The sequence below is a fragment of the Streptomyces sp. NPDC001093 genome (assembly GCF_040298985.1).
In the GTDB taxonomy this organism is placed as follows: Bacteria; Actinomycetota; Actinomycetes; order Streptomycetales; family Streptomycetaceae; genus Streptomyces.
Map to the genome: position 1 here is coordinate 1 of NZ_JBEPBF010000138.1, position 26,203 is coordinate 26,203.

A 26,203-nucleotide genomic window follows, 5' to 3' on the forward strand; every position below is an offset into this window, starting at 1 on the left:
CTCGCGCCCGCGCTCGCCTCCGCACCCCCGGCGTCCGCCACACTGCCCGCGTCCTCGCTCGCGCCGGCACCCGCCTCGGAAGGCGTCGGCGCCTGCGCCGTGCTGGGCGTCTCGTCCCCGCGGATCAGCGCCGCGGCCGTCTGCACATCGGCCACCCCGCGCAGCGCCGAGGTGAAGTCGGTGTTCATCAGCTGGCGGGCCAGTGAGGAGAGGATCGTGAGGTGGGCGTCGTCGGCGCCGGCCGGGGCCGCGATCAGGAAGATCAGGTCGGCCGGGCCGTCCGCGGCGCCGAAGTCGATGCCCGCGCCGCTGCGGCCGAAGGCGAGGGTCGGCTCGGTGACGTGGGAGCTGCGGCAGTGCGGGATGCCGATGCCGCCGTCGAGGCCGGTCGGCATCTGCGCCTCGCGCGCGGCCACGTCGGCGAGGAAGCCCTCCAGGTCGGTCACCCGGCCCTGGGCCACCATGCGCTCGGCGAGGGCACGCGCCGCCGCTTCCTTGGTGTCGGCGGACAGGTCGAGATCGACCAGGTCCGCGGTGATCATGTTGCTCATCGCGGGCTCCTATGCACGCGTATCGCCCGGGGAGAGGGGTGGGCGGAGGTGGGGACGGGGGTGCGGTGGGGGGATGAGGCGGGCCGGGTGGGCGCCTCCTGGGGTGCGGACGCGATGCAGGCGCCCAGCCGCCGGGTGCCGGTGTGGGGGCCGCGGAGCGCGTGGGCGTTCATGACGCCGGCTCCGTCAGTTCGCGGTCGAGCGGGATCTCCGCCGTGACGGTCACCGCCGACGGGTCCAGGTCGGCGGGGGTCGGCATGACGCTGCCGGGGAGCTGGACGGCGGCGGCGCCGTGGGCGACGGCGGAGGCGAGGGCCGCGGGGCCGCTGCCTCCGGCGATCAGGAAACCGGCGAGGGAGGAGTCGCCGGCGCCGACGTTGCTGCGGAGGGTGTCCACGGGCGCGGTGGCGAACCAGGCGCCCGCGTCCTCCACGAGGAGCTGCCCGTCGGCGCCCAGGCTCGCGAGCACGGCGCGCGCGCCCATGCCGCGCACCTCCTCGGCCGCCTTCAGCGCGTCACCCACGGTCGCCAGGGGGCGCCCGACGGCTTCCGCGAGCTCCTCGGCGTTCGGCTTCACCACGTCGGGCCGCGCGCGCAGCGCCTCCAGCAGCGCACGCCCCGAGGTGTCCAGCGCGATGCGCGCGCCCCCGGCGTGCGCCCGCGTGACGACATCGGCGTACCACGAGGGCGCGAGCCCCCGGGGCAGGCTGCCGCAGCACGCGATCCAGTCGGCGTCGCGGGACTGCGCGCGCACGGTGTCCAGGAGGAGCTCCTGTTCGGCCCCCGACAGCTCCGGACCCGGCGCGTTGATCTTCGTGAGCGCCCCGTCGGACTCCGCGAGCGCGATGTTCGAGCGGGTGGCTCCGGCGATCGGGACCGGCGCGACCTCGATGCCCTGCGCGTCGAGCAGGTCGGCGATGAGCGCCCCCGGCGCACCGCCCAGGGGCAGAACGGCGACCGTGCGCCGGCCGGCGGCCGCGACGGCGCGCGAGACGTTCACGCCCTTGCCGCCGGGGTCCATGCGCTCCGTCTCGGCACGGATGACCTCGCCGCGCTTCAGGGCCTGGACCTCGTAGGTGCGGTCGAGGGACGGGTTGGGGGTGACGGTGAGGATCATGCGCGCACCACTTCCGTGCCGCCGCGCTCGATGGCGGTGGCGTCTTCCAGGCTCAGGCCGTTGTCGGTGATCAGCAGGTCCACGTCGCTCAGGTCACCGAAGCGGGCGAAGTGCTCCTGGCCGTGCTTGGCGGAGTCGGCCAGCAGCACCACGCGCCGGGCGGCGGCGACCGCGGCCCGCTTGACCGCGGCCTCGGCGAGGTCCGGGGTGGTCAGGCCGTGCTCGGCGGAGAAGCCGTTCGCCGCCACGAACAGCACGTCGGCGCGGATCTCGCTGTACGCGCGGAGCGCCCAGGCGTCCACGGCAGCGCGCGTGCGGTGTCGCACGCGCCCCCCGACCAGGTGGAGCTGGATGCCCGGGTGGTCGGCGAGGCGGGCGGCGATGGGCAGGCTGTGCGTGACGACGGTCAGGGTGGCCTCGAGCGGGATCGCGGCGGCGACCCGGGCGACCGTCGTACCGGCGTCGAGGATCATGGTGCCCTCGGTCGGCAGTTCGGCGAGGGCGGCCTTGGCGATGCGGTCCTTCTCGTCGGCGGCGGTGGACTCGCGCTCGGTGAGGTCCGGTTCGAAGTCGAGGCGGCCGACCGGGATGGCACCACCGTGCACGCGGCGGACAAGGCCGGCGCGGTCGAGGGCCTTCAGATCGCGGCGAATCGTTTCCGCGGTGACCTGGAACTCCTCGGCGAGCGACAGCACGTCCACCCGGCCGCCGTCACGTGCGAGCCGGAGGATCTCCTGCTGCCGTTCCGGTGCGTACATGTCGTTGGCCTCCGTCTGGGTGTCCGTTCACTTCCGAGTGATGCCCGAACGTGTGGTTTCGACCTGAGGCTACGCCCGGATTTCCGGAAAGTAAACAGGTTCGGACTCCGATCGGGCGTGATCGGACTTCTCTGGGTGTCCGAACAACAGAAGGGCCCGGCACCCTGCCGGTGCCGGGCCGCTGTCGTGCCTGCTCAGGGCACCAGTTCCGGTTCCCGCTCGAGCGCGGGCAGGTCCGGTTCGGCCGCTTCCTCGTGAGGGGCCGGCCGCTTCGGGAGGGCGGACATCAGCAGGAAGATCGCGCCCATGATCCCGGCGACCCACCACAGCGCGTGCTGGAAGGCGTGCACGAAGGCCGGGCCGACCTGGGCCGGGGCGAGCCGGTCGCCGATCTCGCCGAAGAACACCACCGACACGAGCCCCAGGCCGAGCGCGTTGCCCATCTGCTGCACCGTGTTGATCAGCCCGGACGCGGACCCGGCGTGCTCGCGCGGCACCTCCGACAGCACCGCGTCGGTCAGCGGGGCGACGATCAGCCCCATCCCGGCGCCCATCACCACCAGCGGCAGGGCCATCTGCCAGGAGGCGATGGCGAGGCCGTACCGGTGGGCCTCCCACAGGTAGAGCAGTACGCCGGCGGCCATGACCAGCGCGCCCGCCTGGAGCACCTTCCGCCCGAACCTCGGGACCAGCTTCTGCACCGACATTCCGGCCGCCGTCGACACCGCGAGCGAGAACGGCACACCGGTCAGCCCGGCCCGCAGCGGGCTCCAGCCCAGGCCGATCTGCATGTACAGCGTCCAGACCAGGAAGAAGATGCCGAGCGCGACCCCGAAAACGGTCTGTACGGCGATGCCCGCGGCGAAGCTCTTCACCCGGAAGAGGGACAGTTCGACGAGCGGGGAACCGTCCCTGGCCGCCTTCCGTTTTTCGTACGACACCAGCGCCGCGAAGACGACGACCGCGCCGGCCATGCAGAGGTACCCCCACAGCGGCCAGCCCAGCTCGCGGCCGCGGGTGAGCGGATACAGCAGCATCAGCAGGCCCAGCGAGACCAGGGCGACACCGACGAGGTCCAGCTTCAGCGCCTTGGGGGCCTTCGATTCGGTGATGAAGCGGCGGCCCAGGATCCAGGCCAGGACGCCGACAGGGAGGTTGATGAGGAAGATGGGCCGCCATTCGAGCCCGGAGAGGTTCCACTCCGTCAGGAGCGCGCCGAGCAGCGGTCCGGAGACCGCGCCCAGGCCGACAACTGCGCCGAACAGGCCGAACACCTTGCCGCGTTCGTGGGCCGGGAAGGTGGCGTGCACGATCGACAGCACCTGCGGCACCATCATCGCCGCCATACCGCCCTGCAGGATGCGGGAGGCGACCAGCATCTCCGGGTTCGCGGCGAAGCCGCACAGGGCGGAGGCGAGGGTGAAGCCGCCGACACCGATCAGGAACAGCCGTTTGCGGCCGTGGATGTCGCCCAGACGTCCGCCGGTGATGAGAGCTGCGGCGAAGGCCAGGGCGTAGCCGGCCGTTATCCACTGGATCTGGCTGACCGACGCGTGGGCGCTCCGCTGGATGGACGGGATGGCGATGTTGACGATCGTCACGTCGACCAGGTCCATGAAGGCCGCGGTCATGACGATGGCCAGGGCCAGCCAGCGGGCTCGGTCGGGTGACGGCTCGGGGAGCACCGTGGGAGTTGCTGTCGTGGTCAGGCTGTCCGTCGTCCTGGGCTGGTCGCGCAGTTCCCCGCGCCGCTTGCCGGTGTTGCTGTCGTTCGGGGTCATGAGGGGAACGTAGAGCAGCAATAGGTCAGATCCAGTCCTAGTTGTGCGGCATTCTCGTCGGCATGACTACCGACACACCCGCCCGGCTGCTGCAGCTCCTCTCCCTGCTCCAGACCCCCCGCGAGTGGCCCGGCGGTGAGCTGGCCGAGCGGCTCAGGGTGTCGCGGCGTACCGTGCGGCGGGACATCGACCGGTTGCGCGAGCTGGGCTATCCCGTGCAGGCCAGCAAAGGGGCCGACGGCGGATATCGGCTGGTCGCCGGCAAGGCGCTGCCGCCGCTGGTGCTGGACGACGAGGAGGCGGTGGCGATCGCGGTGGGACTGCGGGCCGGTGCCGGGCATGCGGTGGAGGGCGTGGACGAGGCGTCCGTACGGGCCCTGGCCAAGCTGGAGCAGGTACTGCCGGCCCGGCTGCGCCACCGGGTGTCCACGCTCCAGGCCGCGACGACACCGCTGACCAGCGGGGACGGCCCGACCATCGCACCGGAGACGCTGACCGTGATGGCCTCGGCGGTGGCGGGGCACGAGCGGCTGCGGTTCGCCTACCGCGACAAGGACGGCAGCGAGTCACGGCGGCTGACCGAACCGCACCGGCTGGTGTCGACCGGGCGCCGGTGGTACCTCGTCGCCTACGACCTCGACCGCGCCGACTGGCGGACCTTCCGGGTGGACCGGGTGAGCGAGCCGTTCGCGACGGGAGTCCGCTTCGCACCGCGGGAGTTGCCGACCGGAAGCGCGGCGGAGTACCTGCGGCAGTCCATCCACCGGCGGCAGGAGACGTACGAGTTCGCGGTGCGGTTCGCCGCGCCGGCGGAGCAGGTCTCCGCGCGCCTGCCGGCATGGCTCGGGGTGCCGGAGGAGGACGGCGAGGGGGGTTGTGTGCTGCGGGGCACCTGCGGTGATCCGCTGGAGTGGCTGGCGGTGCGGCTGGCGATGGCGGGGTACGAGTTCACGGTAGGAGGGCCGAGTGAACTGATGGAGTGCATACGGGAGTTGGGTGGTCGGCTGAGTCGGGCCGGGGGCGGGTGAACTCGGGGAGGGTCGCCGAGGCCGGGCCCTTCGGGGACGGCCTAGCCCTCCCGGTCGCCCCACCCGAAGTCCCGCAGGGACGCGAGGTTGCGCAGCGCCAGGACCGCGGGGCCTTCCGGGCCGGTGGGCGGGGAGGAGGTGGCGGCCCAGGACTCCACGGCCACGCGGACGGCGGCGCCGGCGACGGCCGCGGCGAAGCGGAGGTCGGGGGTGACCGGTGCGGGGGATACGGGTCCCGGGGCAACACTGTCGCGCCCATCGCGGTGCCTCTCTCGCCCCTCGCGGCGCCCGTCCCGCCCCTCTCGCCCCTCTCGGCGCCCCTCTCGCTCATTGCTCTCAACTGCAGTTGATGCGATCCGGTTCGCGAGGATCTCGGCCAGGGTCTGCTCCGACGCCTGGCAGACCTCTGCCCAGACCTTGCGCAGGGCGGGACTGGCGTCGGCCAGGCGGATCAGGGTGCGGACCCACTCCCAGGACGCAGCAGAGACACCGACGCCCGGGGTGAGGGTGTGCTGTACGGCGTGCTCCAGGGCCTCGGGAACGCCGAGGTGGGCCGGGGCCGAGCGGACCGCTTCCGTCCAGCGCTGGGCGCCCGTCGCGTAGAGGGGGGCGACCGCTTCCTCCTTGGTGGCGAAGTAACGGTAGAAGGTGCGCGGTGCGATGCCGGCGGCCTGTGCGATGTCCTCGGCGCGGGTCGCCCGCAGGCCCTGGCGGACGAACAGGGCGGCCGCCGCCCGGGCGATCTCCGTCCGGGTCTCGGCCTTCCGGCGTTCGGTCAGCGAGACCGGCGCGGAGCTGGAAAGCGGCTGGTGGGGGCTGGTGCCGGGAGGGGTACCGCGGGTGGTGCCGGGGGTAGTGCCAGGGGTGGTGCTCACCCCGGCAGGCTATGCCCATGTGGCAGAATCTGCCATCCGACGGTCCACCCCGGGGTTCAGGTACGGGGTGGGCCGTCGTCCCAGGATGTCCGCCCCCCACCAGCCCGCCGCCCTTGCGGACTTGAGTCTCCCGCGAGGGGAGACCGGAAGGTGGGCTCATGCACGGCGGCATCTCGTACTCGATCGGTGAGCTGGCCCGGCGTACCGGGCTGTCGGTCAAGACCATCCGCTTCTATTCGGATCAGGGTCTCGTGGTGCCGGCGAGCCGTACCCCGGCCGGTTACCGCCGCTACGGCCCCGAGGCGGTCCCCCGGCTGGCGCTCGTACGGACGCTGCGCGAACTCGGCCTCGGCCTGGAGGTGATCCGGCGGATCGTGGACCGGCCGCTCTCCCTCGGCCGGGTCGCGGCGGAGCAGGCTGCCGCGCTGGACGTGCAGATCAGTGTGCTGCGCCTGCGCCGGGCGGTGCTGTCCGCCGTGGCGGCCAGGCGTGACCCGACCTTCGAGGAGATGGAGCTCATGCACCGGTTGGCGACCCTGTCCGAAGCGGAACGGCGACGCCTGGTCGACGGTTTCCTCGACGCCGTCTTCGAGGCACCCCGGCCCGCCTCGCCCGACGCACTCCAGTCCGCCCGCGCCGACGCACCCCGCCCCTCCCTGGCCGACGCACCCCAGCCCTCCCCGGCCGAGGCCGGGCTTCGGCGTTCTCTCACCCCCGAGTTGCCCGACAACCCGACCGAGGAGCAGGTGGCGGCGTGGGTGGAGCTGGCCGAGCTGTCGCTCGACGACGGGTTCCGTGGAGCCGTACGACGCCTGGTCCAGGAGCAGGCCAGGAACGGGCGCGGGGCCGGGGGTGGCGTCGGCATGCCGCCCGCGCCGGATGTCGTCGCTGTGGCCCGGGATGTCGTGGACACGGCCCTGGCGTCCGGCATCAGGCCCGAAGCGCCGGAAGCGGATCCCGTGGTCGCGGCCCTCGTCACCCGGTGCGCCCGTGCCTGCGGGCACGTCGGCCACGCCGCGCTGCACGAATGGCTGCTCCAACGCCTCGAAGCCGCGCGCGAACCCCGTAGGGACAACTATCTCCGCCTGCTGGCCCTCGTCAACGGCTGGCCGGCTCCCCAGCCGGTGACTCCGGTGATCGACTGGGCGGCCGCGGCGCTGCGCGCTCGAGCGGTGGCCTGATGTCAACGTCCGGACAGGAATGGCCCGTTGAGGAGCACGGCCCGACGGGCTCTCAGCTCGCTTGAGAACAGGCGGATACGGACGCAGGCACACCCGGACACAGAGGAAGCCGGGCCCCGGCACCCGGGGGGGATAGGTGCCGAAGCCCGGCTGGGAAGGTCCCGGCGCCGGGGGGGATGTGCGTCGGGACCTGGCTGTGTGGCTCGGGTCGTGCGGGTGGGGCGCGTGGGGTCGGCCCGTCCGTGCGGTGCGTGGGGAGTGCGGTTCCGGGGCCTGGCTGCTGTGGGGCCCGGAAGGGTTGTTCCCGCGGGCCCGGGAGTTGAAGCGATGGGACCGCGCCATGTTTGCGCCGTCCTCCGCCACCGGCGTGCGCTCCCCCCAGGCACCATACGCCCACAGGAACCACAGGTTTCCGACCGCCGCGCCGCGGCACCCCGCCCCCGCGTCACCCGACAGGCACCGCCTCACAGCACCCACGGCACCGGCACCGGGCCGCGCGGGGACCGGCACCGGCACCGGCGTGCCGTAACTCCCTTACGCCGCCGCGTCGAAGCCGGTCTGGCGGGCCAGCTTCTTCAGTTCGAGCAGTGCGTGCTTCTCGATCTGGCGGATGCGTTCGCGCGTCAGACCGTGCTCCTTGCCGACCTCGGTCAGGGTGCGCTCGCGGCCGTCCTCGATGCCGTACCGCATCTTGATGATGGAGGCGGTGCGCTGGTCCAGGCGGCCGATCAGGTCGTCCAGTTCCTCGCTGCGGAGCAGGGTGAGGACCGACTGCTCGGGCGAGATCGCGGACGTGTCCTCCAGCAGGTCGCCGAACTGGGTCTCGCCCTCGTCGTCCACCGACATGTTCAGCGAGACCGGGTCGCGGGCCCAGTCGAGGACGTCGATGACGCGCTCCGGGCTGGCGCCCAGCTCCGCGGCGATCTCCGCGGGCTCCGGGTCGCGGCCGTGCTCACGGTTGAACTCGCGCTGCACGCGGCGGATACGGCCCAGCTCCTCAACCAGGTGGACGGGGAGCCGGATGGTGCGGGACTGGTCGGCGATGGACCGGGTGATGGCCTGTCGGATCCACCAGGTGGCGTACGTCGAGAACTTGAAGCCCTTGCGGTAGTCGAACTTCTCGACCGCGCGCACCAGGCCGGCGTTGCCCTCCTGGATCAGGTCGAGCAGGGGCAGGCCGCTGCGCGGGTAGCGCCGGGCCACCGCCACGACCAGGCGGAGGTTGGAACGGATGAAGATGTCCTTCGCCCGCTCACCGGCGGCCACCAGCGCTTCCAGTTCCTCGCGGGAGGCGTCCGCGGCGGACTCCTCCTCACCGTCGAGGATCTGCTGCGCGAAGACACCCGCCTCGATGGTCTGGGACAGCTCGACCTCCTTGGCGGCGTCGAGCAGCGGCGTACGCGCGATCTCGTCGAGGTACATGCCGACCAGGTCGCGGTCCGCGATCTCGCCGCCATGGGCGCGAACACTGCTTGCCGAGTCGACCGTCTCGCCGGTGGCGGACTGACGACGGGCGACGGCACGGGTTGCCATGCGTGCTCCCTTGCGATGGTGGGCTGGCGGGTGGTCCTGCTGAACGCTCGGCATCGGGGGGAGTGTCTCTGGCGACTCTCTCCGAGTGCCCTGCATCCGTGGGAAACAACGACTGGAATCCGGACAGAATTCCCAACCCGCCCCCCAATTTTTCTGATCATGCAGTACCCTGTCCGCCACGCGGGGAGGCGGGATGCCGACGGAACGTACAGAAGTGCAGGTCAGGCCGGGAGTCGAGGGGGATCTCGATTCCCTCACGGCGATCTACAACCACTACGTACGTGAGACGGCCATCACTTTCGATACCGCGATCTTCACTCCGGAGGAGCGCCGCCCTTGGCTGCTCTCCCACCCGGAAGACGGCCCGTACCGCCTGTTGGTTGCCACGGACGCGGAGTCACAGGAGATTCTGGGGTACGCCACATCCAGCCCTTACCGGCCGAAGGCCGCGTACGTCACATCCGTGGAGGTCTCGGTCTACGTCTCCCCGGACGCCGGCCGTCGCGGAATCGGGTCGCTTCTCTACGACGCCCTGTTCAAGGCCCTGGCCGACGAGGACGTGCACCGCGCCTACGCCGGGATCGCCCAGCCCAACGAGGCTTCCGAGCGGCTGCACGCCCGCTTCGGCTTCCGGTATGTCGGCACGTACCGCGAGGTCGGCCGCAAGTTCGGCCGCTACTGGGACGTGGCCTGGTACGAGAAGGAGCTGTAGCCCGGCGAAAGAGCTGCGGCCCGGCCCCCGCGAAAGGGGCCGTCGCTCACCCGAACTGCACGGACCGCTTCGCCATTCCCATCCAGAACCCGTCGATCACCGACTTCTGCGCGTCCAGTTCGCCCCCGGCCTCCGCCGCGCCCATGGTGACGAAGAGCGGGGCGAAGTGTTCGGTGCGCGGGTGGGCGTAGCGGCCGGCCGGGGCCTTGTCCAGGAAGTCCAGCAGGGCGTCCCAGTCGCGGGCCTGGAGGGCGCGGCGGCCCCAGTCGTCGAACTCGGAGGACCAGCTGGGCACGCCGTGGCCCGCGTACCGCAGGGCGGCGAGGTTGTGGGTGAAGAAGCCGGAGCCGACGATCAGCACACCTTCGTCGCGCAGCGGCGCGAGCCTGCGGCCGATGTCCATCAGGCGCACCGGGTCCAGCGTGGGCATGGATATCTGCAGGACGGGGATGTCGGCGGCGGGGAACATCTCGACGAGGGGGACGTAGGCGCCGTGGTCGAGGCCGCGGTCGGGGATGTCCTGGACGGGGGTGCCGGGGGCGCGCAGCAGCTTGCGGACGGACTCGGCGAGCCCGGGGGCGCCGGGGGCGGCGTACCGGACCCGGTAGTAGTGCTCGGGGAAGCCCCAGAAGTCGTGGACGAGCGGGACGGTCTCGACCGCACCCAGCGCGAGCGGGGCCTCCTCCCAGTGGGCGGAGACCATCAGGATCGCCTGCGGCCGGGGCAGGTCCGCGGACCAGGCGGCGAGCTGGCCGGGCCAGACGGGGTCGTCGGCGAGCGGCGGGGCGCCATGACTGAGGTACAGGGCGGGCATGCGCTCCGGGCTACTGGTGGACATGGCGGCGGCTCCGATGGACTGCTTTGCTTTAACTCTCAAGTTCTATGGCCACCGTACGCCCGACTTGTTCAAGTTTCAAGGAGCTGCCTCGTACAGTGGGACACATGAACACGGCATCCGACTCCGCCGCACAGCCCCGCTGGCTCACCGACGAGGAACAGCGCGTCTGGCGGGCCTACCTGCACGCCACCACCCTGCTGGAGGACCACCTCGACCGGCAGCTGCAGCGCGACGCGGGCATGCCGCACATCTACTACGGCCTGCTCGTCGGCCTCGCGGAGGCCCCGCGCCGCCGGCTGCGGATGACCGAGCTGGCGATGCAGGCGAAGATCACGCGCTCCCGGCTGTCGCACGCGATCGCACGGCTGGAGAAGAACGGCTGGGTCCGCCGCGAGGACTGCCCCTCCGACAAGCGCGGCCAGTTCGCGGTGCTCACCGACGAGGGCGCCGAGGTGCTGGCGCGCACCGCGCCCGGCCATGTGGCGGCGGTACGGCAGGCGCTGTTCGAGCGGCTCAGCCCTGAACAGCAGAAGACCCTCGGCGCGATCATGGAGATCGTCGCCGAGGGCCTCCAGCCCGATGAAGCGGGTGCGGACCTGCCCTGGCTCCGCTAGATCAGCGCACGGCCACGCGCCGTACGGCCGGTCAGTGGGCCACCACCGGCACCGCCACCTCGTCCTCGACACCCTCGCCGGAGATCACCTCGGTGGTACCGGGGCGGCCGGCGTTGACGAAGGTGAAAGCGATCAGGGCGGCGAGTCCGAGGATGCCGACGGCGAACCAGATCGCCGAGGTGTAGCCGTGCACCATGCCCTGGAGCCCGACCAGCTGCTGCTGCGGCTTGGTGGCCGCACCGGCGATGTGGTCCTTGATGTACGACGTCTTCGCCGACGCGGCGATGGTGTTCAGCAGGGCGGTGCCGATCGCGCCGCCCACCTGCTGCGAGGTGTTGACCATCGCGGAGGCCACACCGGCGTCCCGGGGCTCGACGCCCTGGGTGGCCAGGGACATCGCCGGCATGAACGCCGTACCCATGCCGAGGCCCAGCAGCAGCATCGCGGGCAGCAGCAGCATGCCGTACGAGGAGTCGATCTTCAGCTGGGTCAGCAGCAGCATGCCGACGCCGGCGACCAGGAAGCCGGGGCCCATCAGCAGCCGGGGCGCGATCCGGGTCATCAGGCGGGTGCCGATCTGGGTGGACCCCGTGATCATGCCCGCGATCATCGGCAGGAAGGCGAAGCCGGTCTTGACCGGCGAGTAGCCCTTCACGACCTGCAGGTAGTAGGTCAGGAAGAGGAACAGGCCGAACATGCCGATGATGGCGAGACCGAGGGAGAGGTAGATGCCGCCCCGGTTGCGGTTGCTGACCACGCGCAGCGGCAGCAGCGGCGCCTTGACCCGGGACTCGACGGCCACGAACGCGAGCAGCAGCACCGCGGCCGCGATGAACATGGACACGGTCACCGCGTCGCCCCAGCCGTCGGACTCGGCACGGGTGAAGCCGTACACGAGCGCGACCAGGCCGAGCGTGGACAGCAGGACGCCCGGGATGTCGAGCGGGTTGCGGTTGCGGCCGCCCTCGGGCTCACGGATGACGAAGTAGGCGCCGGCCGCGGCGACGATGGCGAACGGGATGTTCACGAAGAAGGTCCAGCGCCAGTTCAGGTACTCGGTGAGGAAACCGCCGAGGATCAGGCCCACGGCACCGCCGCCGCCCGCGATGGCGCCGTAGATGCCGAACGCCTTGGCGCGTTCCCTGGCGTCGGTGAACATCACGGCGAGAAGCGACAGCGCGGCCGGGGCGAGCAGGGCGCCGAAGACACCCTGGAGGGCGCGGGCGCCGAACATCATCGCGCCGGAGGTGGCGGCACCGCCGAGCGCGGACGCGGCGGCGAAGCCGGCCAGACCGGTGACGAAGGCGCGCTTGCGGCCCCACAGGTCGGCGATCCGGCCGCCGAAGAGCAGCAGACCGCCGAAGGCGAGCGCGTAGGCCGTGACGACCCACTGCCGGTTGCCATCGGATATGCCGAGGTCACTCTGGGCGGAGGGCAGGGCGATGTTCACGATGGTGGCGTCGAGGACGACCATCAGCTGGGCGAGCGCGATGAAGACGAGCGCCTTCCAGCGGTTGGCGTCGCCGGCACGTGCGGCGAAGCCGGTCGGCGCGGTGGCGCCGGGAGCCTTGCGGGCTGTTTCGGACATGGGGGTACCCACTTCGGGACTTCGTGACGGAAAACTGGCGGAGGTGACGGAAAAGTGACGAAAAACTGGCGTAAAGGCGACGGAGAAGGTGGCGGAGAAGACGACGGAGAAGGTGGCGGAGAAGATGACGGACAAGTGCAGGAGAACGGCTGTGCCGTACGCAGCCGCAGGAATGGACCGGGATCGGGAGCCGAACTAATCGGTCAGCACTCGCGCAGCTCCTTCATGGTCATGGCCGTGCCCGGCAGGGCGGAGCGGGCGGGCGCCCGCAGGCCGTCGAGGAACACCTGAAGGTGGCGGTGGACGAAACGGTCGCCGCGCAGGCAGTCCGTGCCGGCCGGAGGCCGGCTCAGCTGGGCCACGACGATCATCAGGTCGCCGACGCCGACGTCGGGCCGGAGCTGTCCGGCCGCCTTGGCCCGGCCCATGACCTCCTCGATGAGCTGCTCGACGCGCTCACGGGAGGCCACCAGGTCGCGGTGGTGCTGGTCGAACGTGCTGGAGATCATCGGGCACAGCGCGCTGATCCGCTCGTCGGCGGCGGCGTGCACGAAGTGCTCCAGCGCGGCGAAGGCGTCCCCGGTCTCCGCAAGGGCCACCTCGGCCGCCTCGGCCGTACGGTCCATGACGGAGCAGACGACCTCGCGGACGAGGGCCTCGCGGTCGGGGAAGTTGCGGTACACCGTGGCGTTGCCGACGCCGGCCCGGCGGGCGATCTCGTCGAGCGGCACGTCCGGGCCGTGCTCGACGAACATCTCGCGGGCGGCGGTGACGATCCGCTCCCGGTTGCGCAGGGCGTCGGCACGGGGCCGGGGCACCTTGCGCGCTACGGGGGTGGTCGCGGTCGGCACGGTGGACTCCTCGGGGTGTTCGGGTCGGGGCCGTTCGGCTCGGGGCCGTTCGGGGGCGATCCGGGGAAGCAGTCCCCGTTTCGCTCGGACACAGGACTAAACGGGGAGAGGTTCCCCGGTTATTTCCCGACCACGAAAAGAACCTCTGTGACCTGAGACACACTCATCTCCCGCCGGGATTCACCCTTGTGCGGACCGGCATTCCCACGATCGGTCTCCCCCAGCGCGCGCCCCGCACCCCACCGGCACAGGGTGAGCGCAAGGGTGCAGCCGGAGACTGGCGGCTGCCGTGGAGCGAAGGGTCCATGCATGCAGCCGCAGCCGCCCCGCCGCATACCCCTTCCCCAGGAACACCCCGCAACGGAAGCACCTCCCCGCGGACGCCACGCCACCGGAGCGCTCCAGGGGCGCTCCGCCCGCGCAGACCGGCCGCGCGCGCGCCGGTCGCGCGCAGGCCGTTCGAGCGCCGGCCGGTCCCGCGTACGCCGTCGCATACGCCCGCGCCGGGCGGCCGCTCTCGCCGCGGTGACCGCGCTGACCCTGGCGGTCGGCACCTCGGCCGGGACCGGACGCCTGTCGGCGCCCACCACCGCCGGGCCCGTCGGCACGGCCCGCTCCGCCCTCGTCCCCTGCGCGGTCCAGGGCAGTGTCGAGGTCCAGATGACCGAGGGCATCCCCACCCCGCACGGCTACGCCCGCTCCACGGGCACGCTCCACGCCCTGACCCTGATGGTCGACTTCTCCGACGCCCCCGGGCAGGGCAGCGCCATGGACCGCTTCCACGAGTTCTTCCCGCAGACCCAGGACTGGTTCCGCACCGCGTCGTACGGCCGCCTCGACTACCGGCCGGAGACTCCGATCACCACGTGGCTGCGGATGCCCAAGCCCTTCAAGGAGTACGGCATAGAGCGCGGCGCGCCCTTCGACCCCGGCTACCGGCAGCTGGTGCAGGACATCGCGGCCGCCGCCGACCCGGTGGTGGACTTCCGCGCGTACGACATCCTCAACGTCCTGATCACCCCCAACGCCGGCCCCTCCGCCCTGGACACGGTCCTGTCCGTGACCTTCGCCGGCAACGGTGACGCCCCGGTCGCCGACGGCGTCCCCATCGCCAACGCCTCCTTCATCTACTCCCGGCAGGACGACGGCTCCGGCTCCCTCGCCCACACCGGCTACCGGGTGCTGCCGCACGAGAACGGCCACACCTTCGGCCTGCCCGACCTGTACACGCAGGAGGGCGGGGGCGCGGTGGGGCACTGGGACATCATGAGCGAGGACTGGGGGGCCAACAACGATCTGCTCGGCTGGCACAAGTGGAAACTGGGCTGGCTGGACGGCTCACAGGTGGGCTGCGTGGCGGCGCGGGGCAGCGTGGAGTACGACCTGACACCGCTGTACAAGCCGGGCGGCGGGAAGCTGGTCCTGGTCCCCGTCGACGCGCGCAGCTCGTACGTCCTGGAGGTGCGGGCGCAGGGCGGCAACGACGAGGTGGTGTGCCGGCCGGGTGTGCTGATCTACAAGGTGGACGGCGCGATCGACACCGGACGCGGACCGGTCACGGTCTACGACAGCCACCGGGGCAGCGGCGGCTGCACCCGCAGCCCCAACGTCCACGCGGAACTCTCCGACGCCCCCTTCTCCCCCGGCGAGACCTTCAAGGACCCCGGCCACGGCATCACCGTCCAGGTGGTCGGCAGGGACGAGAACGGGAACCACCGGGTGCGGGTGACACGGAAGTAGGGGCGTCGGGCGGCTCCCCGGGCACTGTTCGGGAAACGGGCGCCGGGCGGCGGTCTACCGTAGGCGTGCCCGTATGCCGTACCGGAGAGCCGATGCCCGCGCCGATGCCCGCGAAGACCGCACTGGAAGCCGACGCCGCCCGTGGCGAAGCGGGGCCGCCGGACGAGGCGGTCGGTCCGTTGGTGCGCGGGGTCGGGGTGCTGCGGCGGCTGACCGAGGCGGGCGGCACGCTGAGCCCGAGCGCGCTGGAGCGGGCCACCGGTCTCGCCCGCGCCACGGTCGACCGCATCACCGCGACCCTTTCCCGCATGGACTACGTCCGCCTGGACGGCCGGGACGTCGTACTGGCTCCCCGCGTGATGGAACTGGGCAACGCCTACCTGGCCGCCCTGCGGCTACCCGCGCTGCTCGGCGCCCACGCCGACGCCCTGGCCGACGAGCTGGACGAGTCGGTGTCGCTCGCGGTCGCCGACCTCGACGGCATCCGCTTCATCCACCAGGCCACCCGCCGCCGCGCGATGTCCGTCAGCTTCCGCATCGGCGACCTGCTCCCGGCCGAACGCACCGCGCCCGGCCCGCTGTTCGCGGCCGAGTGGACCGAGCCGGACTGGACCCGCTGGCGCGCCCGCCGCGCGGCGGACCCGACGGACACGACGTTCCCCGCCGTACCACCCCTCCACCCGCCCGCGGACGCCTCCGCTTTCCCGGCACGGGTGGAGCGGGCGCGCCGGGACGGCTGGGCGGTGGACGACCAGCTGATCGAACCGGGCCTGGTCGCGGTCTCCGTGCCGGTACGGCACCCGGACACCGGCCGCGTGGCCTGCGTGGCGAGCGTGGTCAGCCACACCAGCCGCCACTCGGCGACCGACCTGCGCACCACTCTCCTCCCCCGCCTTCGTACGGCGGTGACGGCGATGGAGTCCGCCCTGCGCACGGCACCGCCGCCCGAGCCGGGACCACCCCCCGCGGGCCTCGCGACCTGGACGACGGCGTCCAAGCACCAGCTGGGCCGGGACTTCGTGGAGTCCCTGGCGCGCGGCCTGAGCGTGCCGGCCGCCTTCGGCGAGGGCCGCTCGGCGCTGTCCCTGAGCGAGGTGGCACGCGCAACCGGCCTGGCCCGGGCCACGGCCCGCCGCGCGCTGCTCACCCACGAACACCTGGGCCTGGTGCGTGCGCACCCCGACCGCACCTTCGCCCTCACCCCCCGCGTCCTCGACCTCGGCTTCCCGCCCCTGTCCCGCACCACACTCCCCCGCCTGGCCGAACCTCACCTCCGCCGGCTCGCGGACCGGTTGCACGAGCCGACGGCGCTGGCGGTGCTGACGCCCGGCGGCACGGAGATCCAGTACACGGCCGGGGCGAGCGCGAGCCGCGTCCTCACGGTCCACATCACGGTCGGGGCCCGCCTGCCCGCCGCCGAGACCTCCCTCGGCCGCGTCCTCCTGGCGGACACCACGGCCCCCCTCCCCCCGGCCCTCGCCGAGGTCCGCGCCCAGGGGCACGCCCTGGTCGACGAGGAACTGGAGTCGGGCCTGCGATCCATCGCCGTACCGGTACGGGACCGGACCGGCCGTGCGGTGGCCGCCGTCGACGTCGCCACCCACGCGGCCCGCCGCACCCTCGAGGCCTGCGTCCACGAGGTCCTCCCCGCCCTGCGCACCACCGCCGACCACATCGAGTCAGACCTCCACACAGTCTCCCGCTTCACCCACATCCCCACGTCCTGACCCCCCCACCTCCCCAGCCCGCCGTACGGCACCGCCCCACCCGCTACACTGTCGGCGGTGGCTCCGTCACCACCGATCGCAATGCCTTCGTAGCTCAGGGGATAGAGCACCGCTCTCCTAAAGCGGGTGTCGCAGGTTCGAATCCTGCCGGGGGCACAGAGAGAAGGGCCAGCTCAGGAGGGATCCCCTCCCAGGCTGGCCCTTCGGCGTTTCAGGGGTCGTGCCACAGACGTGCCACTACGGGCCCGCAGGGTCCTTCTCGGAGGGCTCGGAGGTCACTCCCCCACCGCCCCGGATCATGGCACCGAGCCGGTTGGCGATGGCCCGATCACGGTCGCTGGTCATGTGCTGATAGATCAGCGCGGCGCGCGAGCTGCTGTGGCCCATGCGGGTCATCAACTCTCGGGTACTGGCCCCGGCCGTGGAGGCCAGCGTATTGCCCGTGTGCCGAAGGTCGTGGAAGTGCAGCTCCGCCGTGATGCCGGCCGCATTCCGTGCCTTGACCCAGTCGTCCCGGAAGTTGCTCCGCCGCAGTTGCCCACCTTGGGGACCGACGAAGACGTGACCGTCGCGGCCGGGCGCAGCGAAGTGCTCCAGGTGGTGCGTGACCGCGTCGAGCAGCTCGGCCGGAAAGGAGACAGAGCGCACCCCTGCCGCGGACTTCGGCGCCTTGTCGAAGAGCCGGCCGTCCTGCAGCTCGGCCTGAGCCCGGCGCACGGTGACGGTCAGCCCCTCCAGGTCGATGTCCCGGCGCCGCAGGGCCGCCAGCTCCCCGAACCGCAGAGTGGTGAAGGCCGCCAGGAGCACGAGCAACCGGTAGCGGGGCACGATGGAGTCGGCGACGGCGAAGACCTCCGCGACCGTGAGGACCGGACGCTCAGGCACGTCGTAGCGGTCAGCGCCCTTGATACGGCACGGGTTGCGCCGGATCAGCTCGTCGTCCACGGCCGTGTTCATCAGGGCACGCAGCAACTGATACGCCTTGACGACCGACGGCTCACCGACGCCGGCCGCGAGGAGCTTGCCGCGCCAGCTGCGCACCCGAGCCGTCGACACGTCCGCCACGCTCCCGGCCCCGAACGTGGGCAGGATGTGCAACCGGATCACCGACTCGTTGCGCTCGCGCGTGCGATCGGCCAGCTTCCGGTCTCGCAGCCAAGCAACGGCGTACTCCTCGAAGTTCACTGCCCCGGCGTCCGGGTCCGACCAGTGCCCACGGACGATGTCGGACTCGATGTGTGTGAGCGCCGCTTGCGCGTCGGTCTTGGTCGGGTACGTCTTCTCGGCCGGGCGCAGTTGGCCCGTCTCGGGATCGCGGTACCGAACCTGCCAGCGGCCAGAGGGGAGCTGCCGGACCGACCCGAAGCTTCTACGCCTCCCCTGCTTGTTGGCCATCAGGCAACCCTCCGCAGCGAGCCGCGCCGGTGACCGATCGGCTGAACCGTGTGGGCGTCGATGAACGCGCTCAGCGAGCTTTCCGGGATGCGAACGTGCCGACCGACCTTGACGAACGTGATGCGCCGCTCGGCAATCAGGCGGCGCGGGAACCGTTCCGTGGTCCCAAGGAGTTCGGCCACCTGCGCCACGGTGAGGTAGCGGTCAGCCATGGGTGGGTTCTCCTTCCGTTCCGGGGGCGGGTTCGAGGGATGCGGCGAGCCAGGCTTCGGTGTCGGACAGGCCGGTGCCGGCGAAGACCCAGTGAGCGAGGACGTACGTCGTATCGGCCGGGCGTTCGTCGGTTGCTGCCTGGGCGCGGCGCCATTCGGCGCGGGCGTCGCGGAGTGCGCCGAGGGTGGTGGAGTAGCGGCGGGACTTGGTGGAGAAGTGGCCGCGGAATCCGAGCATGTGGGCCCAGGCGCGCAGGCGGAGGTGTTCGAGGTCCTTGCGTGCGCCGAGGGTCCAAGCGGTTCGGATGAGGCGGCGGGCATGGTCGCTGATGTCGAACTGGGCGAGTTCGGCGGCGAACTTGAGCGGGCGGTCGAGGGCGCCGCTCGCGGTCTCAGCACCCTTGGTGGCGTACTTGGCGATGTACGCAGCTACGGCACGCTCGGTCAGCTCCTGGCCGTCGTTGAAGTCAGCGGAGCGGATGGTGCGGACGTCGAGTTGGCGGCCGAAGGCAAAGGTATGGGTGCGGCCCTCGATCACCGGACCGTCAACACGGACGCTGGCGGCTGCTTCCTCGATGGCGTCAGTGAGCAAGTCAGCGGTGGCCCAGGCCGGGGGCGGAGTCTCTCCACCGCCGGGGCCGTCGATGCGGATCACGGCGTGGAAGTGGACGGCGCCACGCTTCTGGTACTCAGCGACCTTCGCGAAGGAGACGCGGGCGTGTTCGCGGAACCGGCGCTGTGACAGTCCCGCGCGCTTGGCGACCTCACGGCGCAGGTAGATGGAGAAACGGCGCCAGAGCTGCCCAGCGTGCACGTTCCACAGGACGGCTGCCTCGTAGTCGTACGTGTCGGGGTCGAGCGGGGTGCCAAGGGCGTCGTCGTCCTGGTCGTGGTGAGTGCCGCAGCGGCACCGGCGGCCATCGGTACGGCGGTTGTGGACCGGGCCGAAGCCGGGGGCGGTGAAGGTGGCGAAGACGCGGGGATGGGCGGCGACGCGTTCCGGGGTGCCCTTGCCGCCGCGCAGTCCGGCGGTGATCAGGTGGAAGGTGTCACGGCGGTAGACCTCGGCGCAGGCAGGGCAGCGGGTGGTACGGCGGTTGTTGCAGCGGACGAGGAGTTGGCCGGCCGGGAGGGCGGTCGAGTCGAGATGCCGGAGGACACGGCCGATCTCACCGGTGGTGGTGTCGACGTCGTGCTCGGTGCGGTGGCCGTCCAGCCGGATGGGGTGGGTGCAGCCGCCGAGCCCGGAGAGCTGCCGGAGGATACCCGGCAGGGTCCCGTCAGCGGCGAGGTTGCTGAGTTCCGGGAGCGGGGGCGGGGTGGTGCGGGCGAAGATGGCGGTCTCCTTCTGACTGGCGTTGTCGGGAGGAATGGGCCGCCGGGGCGGCGGATGCTTGGCCGTGTCGCGCCGCCCCGGAGGTCAAGGCGCGTCAGCGCCGGTTGTGCTCGCGGAGGAGCGAGCGCAGGACCACGGCGGCGATGGCCACCGAGATGGCCGTGACAGCGACGGCGGCCAGGAGCGCGGTGAGGACCACACCGCCGACGAGCACAGCCGCGACCGTCTTCTGATCGATGGAAAGCGACGGGCGGGAGCGCTGGAGGGGCGTCGGGTCCGTCGGACTGTGGGTGTGGGCGGGCTGAGGGGTGGGGTTGTCCGGGTACTTGGGCAGGAACACGTCGGGCTCTCCTTATCTACTCGTCTAGTCATGTCTGTCGTTTATGACGCCCACGCCGGAGCGTGTGCCGGACTCGATGCCGGGGGCGAGGAAGGTGTGCGATAGCCAGAAGCCGAACAGGGCGATGAGGACGACGATCCACGGCCGGACGCCGAGGAACTTGACCGCTCCCCAGACGAAGAAGCCGAGGACGAGCACGAGCGGCAGGCTGACGGTCACGGTTGGCCTTGGTCCTTTCAGCGGACGGGGCAGCGGTGGGTACGGGCAGCCAGTTCGGCGGCGGCGCGGCTGTCGTAGTCGGCGGAGAAGCCGCAGCGCGAAGCCGTGCAGGCGGCGGTGTGCTTCTCGCGGCCGCGCTGGTCGTAGGAGGTGCCGACCTGGACGGGGCCGATGCGGGTGACGTCACGGAAGTTGCGGTTGGCGGCCATGGGTGTCCTTTCAGAGGTGGGCGGCGATGGCTTCGGCCATGGGAGCCGGGACGCCGAGGCGGGCGCGGAGGGTCGGTGTGTCGATCGCGGCGCCGGTACGGGCGTGGTGCTCGGCGGCGACCTTTCGGGCGTGGTCGACCAGGGCGGACGGGACCGGCACAGGCGGAGACTCTGGCGGTGCTTCGATGGCGGGTTGGTCGGAGGGTTCGGGCATGGTTTCGGGCTCGTCCTCCTGGTCGTCAACGTCGGCGTGCTTCTCTGCCGCCGAGTGGGCGAGGAGGGTCCCGCCGAGAAAGGCGATGGCGGGCCAGCCAGCGACGAGGATGCGCAGCCAGGCGGGGACGTTGCCGAGGTCGAGGAGGCCGGCGGTGGCGACGTTGGCGCCGAGGGATGCCGTGAGCGCGATGACGAACCAGCACCAGGCCGCCGCTTTGGTCGTGCCCGAGCGCAGACGGCGCCAGGCGGCGACAAGCAAGAGGTCGACGGAGATGGGATAGGCCCATGCCTTCCACCCGTCCTGTCCGGCCGCCATGGCGACGTCGTGAAGGTGGGCGAAGGACAGCGCGGCGGCGATGAGCGCTTGGACAAGTACCGCGTCGACGCGGACCAGGCGGGCGCGCATGATGCGGCTCCTTCTGGAGTCGGGCGGGGAGAGGGGAGGGTCAGTCGGCTACCGGGTGAGGCAGAACGGCCGTGGTCGCGGTCTCGACTGGGCGAATCGGCACGTCGGGCCGGAAGCGCTTGAGGGCGGGCAGGTCGGGCACGAGATCCGCCGCCTCACGGCAAGTCTCGGCAGCGTCGCCGAGAGAGAGGTACGGCGTGCGGATGCGGGACCAGCCGCCGGAGGTGTCACCGGCCACAGCGAGGCCGGGACTTTCAGGAGCGATGGCGCAGGCGGCGGAGACAGCTTCAGGGGCGATGTCGCCGAGTGCCATCTTGGCGGAGGCTTCGTCGTTGACGCGGTGGCAGACGCGGCCGGTGAGCTGGGCCCGGAGCATGGTGGCGCCCTTGCCGAGTTCGGCACCGAAGCGCTGCCCGCACACCTCCAGGTAGATGCCGGCGGCACGGCCGAGCTGGGCGAGGCGGATGAGCTGGGTGACCATCTCGTCCCGTCGTTCCTCGTCCTTGCGTGTGGCGACGAGGAACAGTTCCGCCACCTCGTCCACGAACAGCACGATGGGCACCGGGCGTTGCTTCTCGGGCAGGCCCCAGATGTCGGAGGTGATCTCCTCGTCCGGGGTGTCCGGGGCGATCCCCTGCCGTGTCTTGATCAGGTCGTATCGGTCCTCCATTTCCTTGACCAGCACGGGCAGCAGTTCGGCCGCCTGTTCCGGGTCGATTGCCAGTGCCGACAGCCGAGCGGCGAAGGGCGCCAGCTCCACTCCCCGCTTGCAGTCGATGCCGACCAGGGCGACGGGCTGTCGGGCGAGTCCGGCGATCAGGTGGCGCAGGTACATGGACTTGCCGGACAGGGTGGCGCCGAGGGTGAGTTGGTGCGGGATGGTGCGGTAGTCCCGTACGAACGGAGTGGCGTCTTCCCGAAGCGCGACCGGCACCTTGAGGAAGCCGTTCGCGACCTTGCGGGGCATGCGCACCCGCCGTAGTACGTCGTAGCCGACCAGCCGCAGTTCAACCACGCCCGGTTTGACGGTCGTGACGTACACGGCGTGCACGCCCCAGGCATGCCGCAGCCGTTCCGCCGAGGCGGCGACGTCGGCGGGTTCCTGCCCCGGTGCGAGCCGGAGCCGGATCCGGAGACCGGTCGAGGTGAGCCGGATGAGTCCCCGGCGGGGTGGTACGGGCCGGACCTCACGGTTGGTCGTGGCCTTGACGGCGAGGACTCGGAGCCGGGAGGGCGCCACGGTCAGGCCACAGGCTTCCATGACCGAGCTGTACGAGCCGAGCAGCCGGGCCATGGATATCGGTAGGCCGACCGTGGACCAGTACACCGCCGGGTGCTTGGCCCGGGTGTAGGCGGCCCCGCCGCCGAGCGCGGCGAGGGGACCACCTACCTCCAGGAGCGTCGTCAGGTCGGTCATCAGGCAGCGGCCCCGGTGGCGACCGGGAACGCGGCCGGGGTGACGGCGGCGGCGCGGTAGGCGATGCCGTGGCGCTGCTGCCCGTTGAACACGGACTCCCACGGCCGGGCGACCAGCCCCGGGAGCGAGACCGGCGCCCCGAGGGTCAGCCCCTCGGAGATGCCGCCCTCCGGCACGGTGACCTTGATCAGCGACGACTCGCCGTCCTCGATGTAGACGACGCCGATCGTCATCAGGGCCTCACCGCTGTTCGCGTCCTTGGCGATCTCGCCCGTCTGCCGGTCGCGGACCTTCGGCTCAGGGGCCTCGGTGAGGAGGATCGTCGCGGCGGAGGTCTCGACACGGATGGTACGCAAGGGAGTTCCCCTATCTACTCGTCTATACAAGAGTCATTCCGTGAACCCGGTCTCCCGGGTTCGTGCGGACCACTGTGCCACACAACTTGCCCACTCGTCTATACGAGTAAGCGTGTTGGGGTGTACGAGTTCGGAGAAGCTACCTGCGTCCGTGTCAGACCCACCCGCCACAATCCACCCATGTTGATAGCGACCAACGGCCGCGGCTATGAGCTAAAGCGCCCCACGAAGCCGGCAGTAGGGGCCATGCTCGCCAACCTGCGACGCGGCAACGAGTACTTGATCCTTGACCGACGGGACGAGGAACGTGAGGGCGACTGGTACATCCAGGTCTGGTTCTGCGACAACAACACCTACCAGCTGGAATACCGCGATGGCGTCCCCTCGGAGCACTACCAGACCCGGACGGTGTCGCAAGAGAAGGCCCTGCAAGCACTCCTCGGTTGGATGGCCGACAAGCCCGACTGGCAGGAGGGTTTCATGTGGAACAACATCGGCCACATGTTCCCGCCCGTCCCCGATGGCGAGGACGAGTCGACCGTCTAGATCCGTGCCGCCGCCCATCTGATCACGTTGCCGGGAGCTGGTACGACAGGACGTACGCGTCCGCCGCCATCACCGTGTCGCAGACTTCAACGGGTCGCCCCTCGGCGTCGAAGGCGGTCCGGATCAGGTGGATCACGGGCACGCCGGCCGCCAGGTGCAGCGTCTTGACCTCGGCGGGTGAGGGCATCCGGGCGCGGATCTCTTCCTCGAAGTGGTCGAGGCGGTGGCCGAGCTCTTCGAGGCGGGCGTAGATGCCGCCGGGGCCGGGGTTGGGTTCGGCGATCGGGGTGCCCCGCGCGATGTCGAGCGGGAGGTAGGAGGTGGCGAACTCGACCGGCCGACCGTCGAGGAGGTAGCGCCGCCGACGGGCGAGCACCCGCCGTACGGACCCGAGCCGTGTGGAGATGTCCTGGCTGGCCTTCTCCTCCTTGACCTCAAGGCTGTCGACCTGGGGGTGACCGCCAGCGGCATCGGCTTCGACGATGAAGGCGGACTTGCCCTGCTCCCGGTGTCGGCGGGCGAACCGGTCGGAGGCGAGTCGGCGCACGGGAGGACGCGGCCGGACGAAGACGCCCTTGCCGTGCTCGGCGTGGACCAGGCCCTCGCCCGTGAGGATGGAGAAAGAGTTCCGGACGGTCATCCGGGAAACTCCGTAGTGCTCGACAAGCTCAGCCTCAGAGGGCAGCTTCTCGCCCTCACGGAATCGCCCACGGTCAATGGCCTCGCGCAGCTGATCAGCGATCTGGCGGAAGACCGCACGATCGCTCGTGGGGTCGAGATCGCCGAGGAGGCCGGAAGGGAGAGGGCTCACGTTGAGTACTCCTTTAGGTATCTAGACGAGTGGGCGAGTGTTGTTGCTACGGTGGAGAGCCTAGCCAGCCGAGAGGATCGAGGATCGTGAGCACAGAGCGCCCGCACTCCGTGAGCGTCGCCGGGGTCGTCGTTGACGACCACGGCCGGGCCCTCCTGATCCAGCGCCGGGACAACGGCAAGTGGGAACCCCCGGGTGGCGTCCTCGAACGCGAGGAGACCATTCCCGAGGCCCTCCAGCGCGAAGTCCTCGAAGAAACCGGAATCAAGATCGCCGTTCCGGCGACCTTGACCGGCGTCTACAAGAACATGAAGGGCTTGATCGTCTCGCTGGTCTTCCGCTGTGAAGCCGCCGACGGCACGCCCACCACCGGTGACGAGACCCGCGCGCTGCGCTGGGCCACCCGTGAAGAGGTCACCGAGCTTGCCGACGAGGCGTACGCGATCCGTGTCCTGGACGCACTCGACGCGGCGTCTCCGCCGGCCATCCGCGCCCACGATGGCGTGAAACTCGTCTAGCCCGAACCCGCTGCACATGGCGGCCTACCAGCACGAAGGAACTTGTATGCACGAGTATACGAGTACAGCCCGGGTGTGGGGGCTGAGTTGCCCAGGATTTCCGGAAGAAGTGAGCCGGGCCCGCCGCTGGACCCGGGACATCCTGCGTGGGTCGCCCTTAGCGGCGGACGCCGAACTGATCGTGAGCGAGCTGAGCGCGAACGCGATCCTCCACACAGCGAGCGGTCTGGAGTCCGGCAGGTTCCACCTGGCCCTTGCGGTCTCCCCGCAGGTGATCGCCCTGTCCGTCACAGACGACGGAGGCGCGGCGACGGCCCCGAAGGTCGAGGACCAGGCCGAGGACGCAGAGCGCGGCCGGGGCCTGGGCATGGTCAGCGCTATCGCTCACAGGGTCGTGGTCCACGACAGCGACGGCGGTCACACGGTCACCGCGGAACTCTTCGCGCAGCCGGGCCCAGAAGGACAGTCATGCTGACGTCGGCCCTTGCTGAGGAGTTACAAGCGAGCGGGCAGTACGGCTCCTATCAGTGCTGGGCCGCCGCCTACCCCTTGCACGAGGTCCGTTCCATCACGCTGGGGTCGCACGCCGCCACAAGTCCCCGTATGGCGTTGCGTTGGCTTCAGGAGCGTACGAGTCACATCACGGACCAGCTCGACGTCGCATACGCACAGCCAGGCCGCCACTGGCTCACCGACGAGCCGGAGCACGAACGAGCCCTCGCATATCTGGCCACAGGAACTGCCTACCAACTCACCTTGTACGACGAGAACACGCGCTACGTGCTCGTGGTCTACCCCAGAGGAGCGGCATCGTGACGGGACTCGTGCGCGGCTACTGGTGCGAGTGCTGGACTGAGGACCTCAGCGGTGACCAGCCGCCGGCACTCCGGGCAGCTTTCGACGCCTACTCAGCACCCCAAGCAGACAGATGGGTCGCGGTCACACTCCGCACGATCTCACCGGCGCTGGACTCCGACGCCTCCGACGTTGCGTGGGCTTGGCTGTCCGAGGGCCGGATCGCAACCCGACGAGCCCTCTTGCGCTTCAAGCCCTGCTCGGTCACGGTCACCCAGGACCACACCCGCATCACGTGGACGATCCGGCCGGTTCTCTTCCTGCCGCTCGCCCACCGCCAAGGGGCCGAACTGCCAGCCTGCGCGCACGACTTCAAACCCCACGCGACCGTGTCGGATCCCAGCTGATGCCTGACCCCACGCGACCCCCACGCGACCGTGTCGAGTCTCAGTTGATGGTTGACGGGTTGGCGTCAGGTGATGCTTGACGTCTGCCCTAGACGATCTTCCGGCGGTTGTGTTCGCCGGACTTGC

At 71.0% G+C, this 26,203-nt stretch carries 31 protein-coding genes and 1 tRNA gene; 13 read left to right on the plus strand and 19 right to left on the minus strand.

The window, feature by feature from the left end:
- The 4 genes from ABT288_RS41485 to ABT288_RS41500 all read right to left on the minus strand — a co-directional run.
- Positions 1–551, minus strand: a 551-nt coding sequence (locus tag ABT288_RS41485) for a PTS sugar transporter subunit IIA (RefSeq protein ID WP_351619650.1), incomplete at its 3' end; no start/stop codon positions are given.
- Positions 552–720: 169 nt separating this feature from the next.
- Complete coding sequence (pfkB, locus tag ABT288_RS41490; RefSeq protein ID WP_351619653.1) at positions 721–1,668, minus strand: 1-phosphofructokinase; 948 nt, start codon at positions 1,666–1,668, stop codon at positions 721–723.
- Positions 1,665–2,426, minus strand: coding sequence for a DeoR/GlpR family DNA-binding transcription regulator (locus ABT288_RS41495; RefSeq protein ID WP_351619656.1), 762 nt, complete (start codon positions 2,424–2,426; stop codon positions 1,665–1,667). Before ABT288_RS41495 ends, pfkB begins: the two co-directional genes overlap by 4 nt.
- Positions 2,427–2,620: 194 nt before the next feature.
- Positions 2,621–4,207: an MFS transporter gene (locus ABT288_RS41500; RefSeq protein ID WP_351619659.1), complete on the minus strand. Its 1,587-nt coding sequence runs from the start codon at positions 4,205–4,207 to the stop codon at positions 2,621–2,623.
- Positions 4,208–4,269: 62 nt separating this feature from the next.
- On the opposite strand from ABT288_RS41500, the gene ABT288_RS41505 reads away from it, so the two are divergent.
- Entirely contained in the window at positions 4,270–5,235 is a 966-nt protein-coding gene (locus tag ABT288_RS41505) for a helix-turn-helix transcriptional regulator (RefSeq protein ID WP_351619662.1), read from the plus strand.
- Positions 5,236–5,276: 41 nt separating this feature from the next.
- Here ABT288_RS41505 and ABT288_RS41510 read toward each other — a convergent pair whose 3' ends face one another.
- Positions 5,277–6,014 (minus strand): TetR/AcrR family transcriptional regulator, encoded by a 738-nt coding sequence (locus ABT288_RS41510; protein ID WP_351619707.1) that lies wholly within the window; start codon positions 6,012–6,014, stop codon positions 5,277–5,279.
- Positions 6,015–6,268: 254 nt separating this feature from the next.
- Between ABT288_RS41510 and ABT288_RS41515 the strand changes: the two genes are divergently transcribed.
- Positions 6,269–7,291 (plus strand): MerR family transcriptional regulator, encoded by a 1,023-nt coding sequence (locus tag ABT288_RS41515; RefSeq protein ID WP_351619664.1) that lies wholly within the window; start codon positions 6,269–6,271, stop codon positions 7,289–7,291.
- Positions 7,292–7,825: 534 nt separating this feature from the next.
- Here ABT288_RS41515 and ABT288_RS41520 read toward each other — a convergent pair.
- Positions 7,826–8,824: a sigma-70 family RNA polymerase sigma factor gene (locus tag ABT288_RS41520; RefSeq protein ID WP_351619665.1), complete on the minus strand. Its 999-nt coding sequence runs from the start codon at positions 8,822–8,824 to the stop codon at positions 7,826–7,828.
- A 193-nt stretch (positions 8,825–9,017) separates the two neighbouring features.
- Between ABT288_RS41520 and ABT288_RS41525 the strand changes: the two genes are divergently transcribed.
- A complete protein-coding gene (locus ABT288_RS41525) occupies positions 9,018–9,536 on the plus strand; it encodes a GNAT family N-acetyltransferase (protein ID WP_351619667.1) in 519 nt (172 codons plus the stop codon).
- Between the two features lie 46 nt (positions 9,537–9,582).
- Here the strand turns inward: ABT288_RS41525 and ABT288_RS41530 are convergent, their stop codons facing one another.
- Positions 9,583–10,374, minus strand: a complete 792-nt coding sequence (locus ABT288_RS41530; protein ID WP_351619668.1) for a dioxygenase family protein — start codon at positions 10,372–10,374, stop codon at positions 9,583–9,585.
- A 104-nt stretch (positions 10,375–10,478) separates the two neighbouring features.
- On the opposite strand from ABT288_RS41530, the gene ABT288_RS41535 reads away from it, so the two are divergent.
- Complete coding sequence (locus ABT288_RS41535) at positions 10,479–10,988, plus strand: MarR family winged helix-turn-helix transcriptional regulator (RefSeq protein WP_351619671.1); 510 nt, start codon at positions 10,479–10,481, stop codon at positions 10,986–10,988.
- A gap of 31 nt (positions 10,989–11,019) precedes the next feature.
- On the opposite strand, the gene ABT288_RS41540 is transcribed toward ABT288_RS41535, so the two are convergent.
- Together ABT288_RS41540 and ABT288_RS41545 are read right to left on the minus strand one after the other, a co-directional pair.
- Entirely contained in the window at positions 11,020–12,576 is a 1,557-nt protein-coding gene (locus ABT288_RS41540; RefSeq protein ID WP_351619674.1) for an MFS transporter, read from the minus strand.
- Positions 12,577–12,779: 203 nt separating this feature from the next.
- Positions 12,780–13,427 (minus strand): TetR/AcrR family transcriptional regulator, encoded by a 648-nt coding sequence (locus tag ABT288_RS41545; RefSeq protein WP_351619677.1) that lies wholly within the window; start codon positions 13,425–13,427, stop codon positions 12,780–12,782.
- A gap of 525 nt (positions 13,428–13,952) precedes the next feature.
- Here ABT288_RS41545 and ABT288_RS41550 point away from each other — a divergent pair.
- The 3 genes from ABT288_RS41550 (at position 13,953) to ABT288_RS41560 (ending at position 17,050) form a co-directional block, all read left to right on the plus strand.
- A complete protein-coding gene (locus ABT288_RS41550; RefSeq protein ID WP_502972968.1) occupies positions 13,953–15,167 on the plus strand; it encodes a M6 family metalloprotease domain-containing protein in 1,215 nt (404 codons plus the stop codon).
- A gap of 104 nt (positions 15,168–15,271) precedes the next feature.
- Positions 15,272–16,894: an IclR family transcriptional regulator domain-containing protein gene (locus tag ABT288_RS41555; protein ID WP_351619712.1), complete on the plus strand. Its 1,623-nt coding sequence runs from the start codon at positions 15,272–15,274 to the stop codon at positions 16,892–16,894.
- A gap of 83 nt (positions 16,895–16,977) precedes the next feature.
- A tRNA-Arg gene (locus tag ABT288_RS41560) sits at positions 16,978–17,050 on the plus strand.
- An 81-nt stretch (positions 17,051–17,131) separates the two neighbouring features.
- Here ABT288_RS41560 and ABT288_RS41565 read toward each other — a convergent pair.
- The 9 genes from ABT288_RS41565 to ABT288_RS41605 form a co-directional block, all read right to left on the minus strand.
- Positions 17,132–18,289, minus strand: a complete 1,158-nt coding sequence (locus ABT288_RS41565; RefSeq protein WP_351619680.1) for a tyrosine-type recombinase/integrase — start codon at positions 18,287–18,289, stop codon at positions 17,132–17,134.
- Positions 18,289–18,501: an excisionase family DNA-binding protein gene (locus ABT288_RS41570; RefSeq protein ID WP_228623273.1), complete on the minus strand. Its 213-nt coding sequence runs from the start codon at positions 18,499–18,501 to the stop codon at positions 18,289–18,291. Before ABT288_RS41570 ends, ABT288_RS41565 begins: the two co-directional genes overlap by 1 nt.
- Positions 18,494–19,774: a replication initiator gene (locus tag ABT288_RS41575; RefSeq protein WP_351619714.1), complete on the minus strand. Its 1,281-nt coding sequence runs from the start codon at positions 19,772–19,774 to the stop codon at positions 18,494–18,496. The genes ABT288_RS41570 and ABT288_RS41575 overlap by 8 nt, the downstream gene beginning before the upstream one ends.
- Positions 19,775–19,931: 157 nt before the next feature.
- The gene (locus tag ABT288_RS41580; RefSeq protein ID WP_351619683.1) at positions 19,932–20,177 is read right to left on the minus strand and encodes a SpdD protein; all 246 of its coding nucleotides are present in this window, start codon (positions 20,175–20,177) and stop codon (positions 19,932–19,934) included.
- A gap of 24 nt (positions 20,178–20,201) precedes the next feature.
- Complete coding sequence (locus tag ABT288_RS41585; RefSeq protein ID WP_351619686.1) at positions 20,202–20,396, minus strand: hypothetical protein; 195 nt, start codon at positions 20,394–20,396, stop codon at positions 20,202–20,204.
- Between the two features lie 17 nt (positions 20,397–20,413).
- Entirely contained in the window at positions 20,414–20,605 is a 192-nt protein-coding gene (locus ABT288_RS41590) for a mobile element transfer protein (protein WP_351619689.1), read from the minus strand.
- Positions 20,606–20,615: 10 nt separating this feature from the next.
- A complete protein-coding gene (locus tag ABT288_RS41595; RefSeq protein ID WP_351619692.1) occupies positions 20,616–21,227 on the minus strand; it encodes a DUF2637 domain-containing protein in 612 nt (203 codons plus the stop codon).
- A 40-nt stretch (positions 21,228–21,267) separates the two neighbouring features.
- Positions 21,268–22,644: an FtsK/SpoIIIE domain-containing protein gene (locus tag ABT288_RS41600; RefSeq protein ID WP_351619694.1), complete on the minus strand. Its 1,377-nt coding sequence runs from the start codon at positions 22,642–22,644 to the stop codon at positions 21,268–21,270.
- Positions 22,644–23,000 carry an SCO3933 family regulatory protein gene (locus ABT288_RS41605; RefSeq protein ID WP_228623266.1) on the minus strand — a complete coding sequence of 119 codons (357 nt, stop codon included), beginning with the start codon at positions 22,998–23,000 and terminating at the stop codon, positions 22,644–22,646. The genes ABT288_RS41600 and ABT288_RS41605 overlap by 1 nt, the downstream gene beginning before the upstream one ends.
- Before the next feature lie 180 nt (positions 23,001–23,180).
- On the opposite strand from ABT288_RS41605, the gene ABT288_RS41610 reads away from it, so the two are divergent.
- Complete coding sequence (locus ABT288_RS41610; protein ID WP_351619697.1) at positions 23,181–23,546, plus strand: hypothetical protein; 366 nt, start codon at positions 23,181–23,183, stop codon at positions 23,544–23,546.
- Positions 23,547–23,568: 22 nt separating this feature from the next.
- Here ABT288_RS41610 and ABT288_RS41615 read toward each other — a convergent pair whose 3' ends face one another.
- On the minus strand, positions 23,569–24,288 hold the full coding sequence (locus ABT288_RS41615) for a GntR family transcriptional regulator (RefSeq protein WP_351619717.1): 720 nt from the start codon (positions 24,286–24,288) through the stop codon (positions 23,569–23,571).
- Between ABT288_RS41615 and ABT288_RS41620 the strand changes: the two genes are divergently transcribed.
- The 5 genes from ABT288_RS41620 to ABT288_RS41640 all read left to right on the plus strand — a co-directional run bounded on the left by ABT288_RS41620 (position 24,202) and on the right by ABT288_RS41640 (position 26,077).
- Positions 24,202–24,447, plus strand: coding sequence for a hypothetical protein (locus ABT288_RS41620; protein ID WP_351619721.1), 246 nt, complete (start codon positions 24,202–24,204; stop codon positions 24,445–24,447). The genes ABT288_RS41615 and ABT288_RS41620 overlap by 87 nt on opposite strands.
- A 20-nt stretch (positions 24,448–24,467) precedes the next feature.
- Entirely contained in the window at positions 24,468–24,875 is a 408-nt protein-coding gene (locus tag ABT288_RS41625) for an NUDIX hydrolase (protein ID WP_351619720.1), read from the plus strand.
- A 46-nt stretch (positions 24,876–24,921) separates the two neighbouring features.
- Positions 24,922–25,350, plus strand: a complete 429-nt coding sequence (locus ABT288_RS41630) for an ATP-binding protein (RefSeq protein WP_351619700.1) — start codon at positions 24,922–24,924, stop codon at positions 25,348–25,350.
- A 128-nt stretch (positions 25,351–25,478) separates the two neighbouring features.
- On the plus strand, positions 25,479–25,691 hold the full coding sequence (locus ABT288_RS41635) for a hypothetical protein (protein ID WP_351619702.1): 213 nt from the start codon (positions 25,479–25,481) through the stop codon (positions 25,689–25,691).
- Positions 25,688–26,077: a hypothetical protein gene (locus ABT288_RS41640; RefSeq protein WP_351619705.1), complete on the plus strand. Its 390-nt coding sequence runs from the start codon at positions 25,688–25,690 to the stop codon at positions 26,075–26,077. Before ABT288_RS41635 ends, ABT288_RS41640 begins: the two co-directional genes overlap by 4 nt.
- The last annotated feature ends 126 nt before the right edge of the window (positions 26,078–26,203 follow it).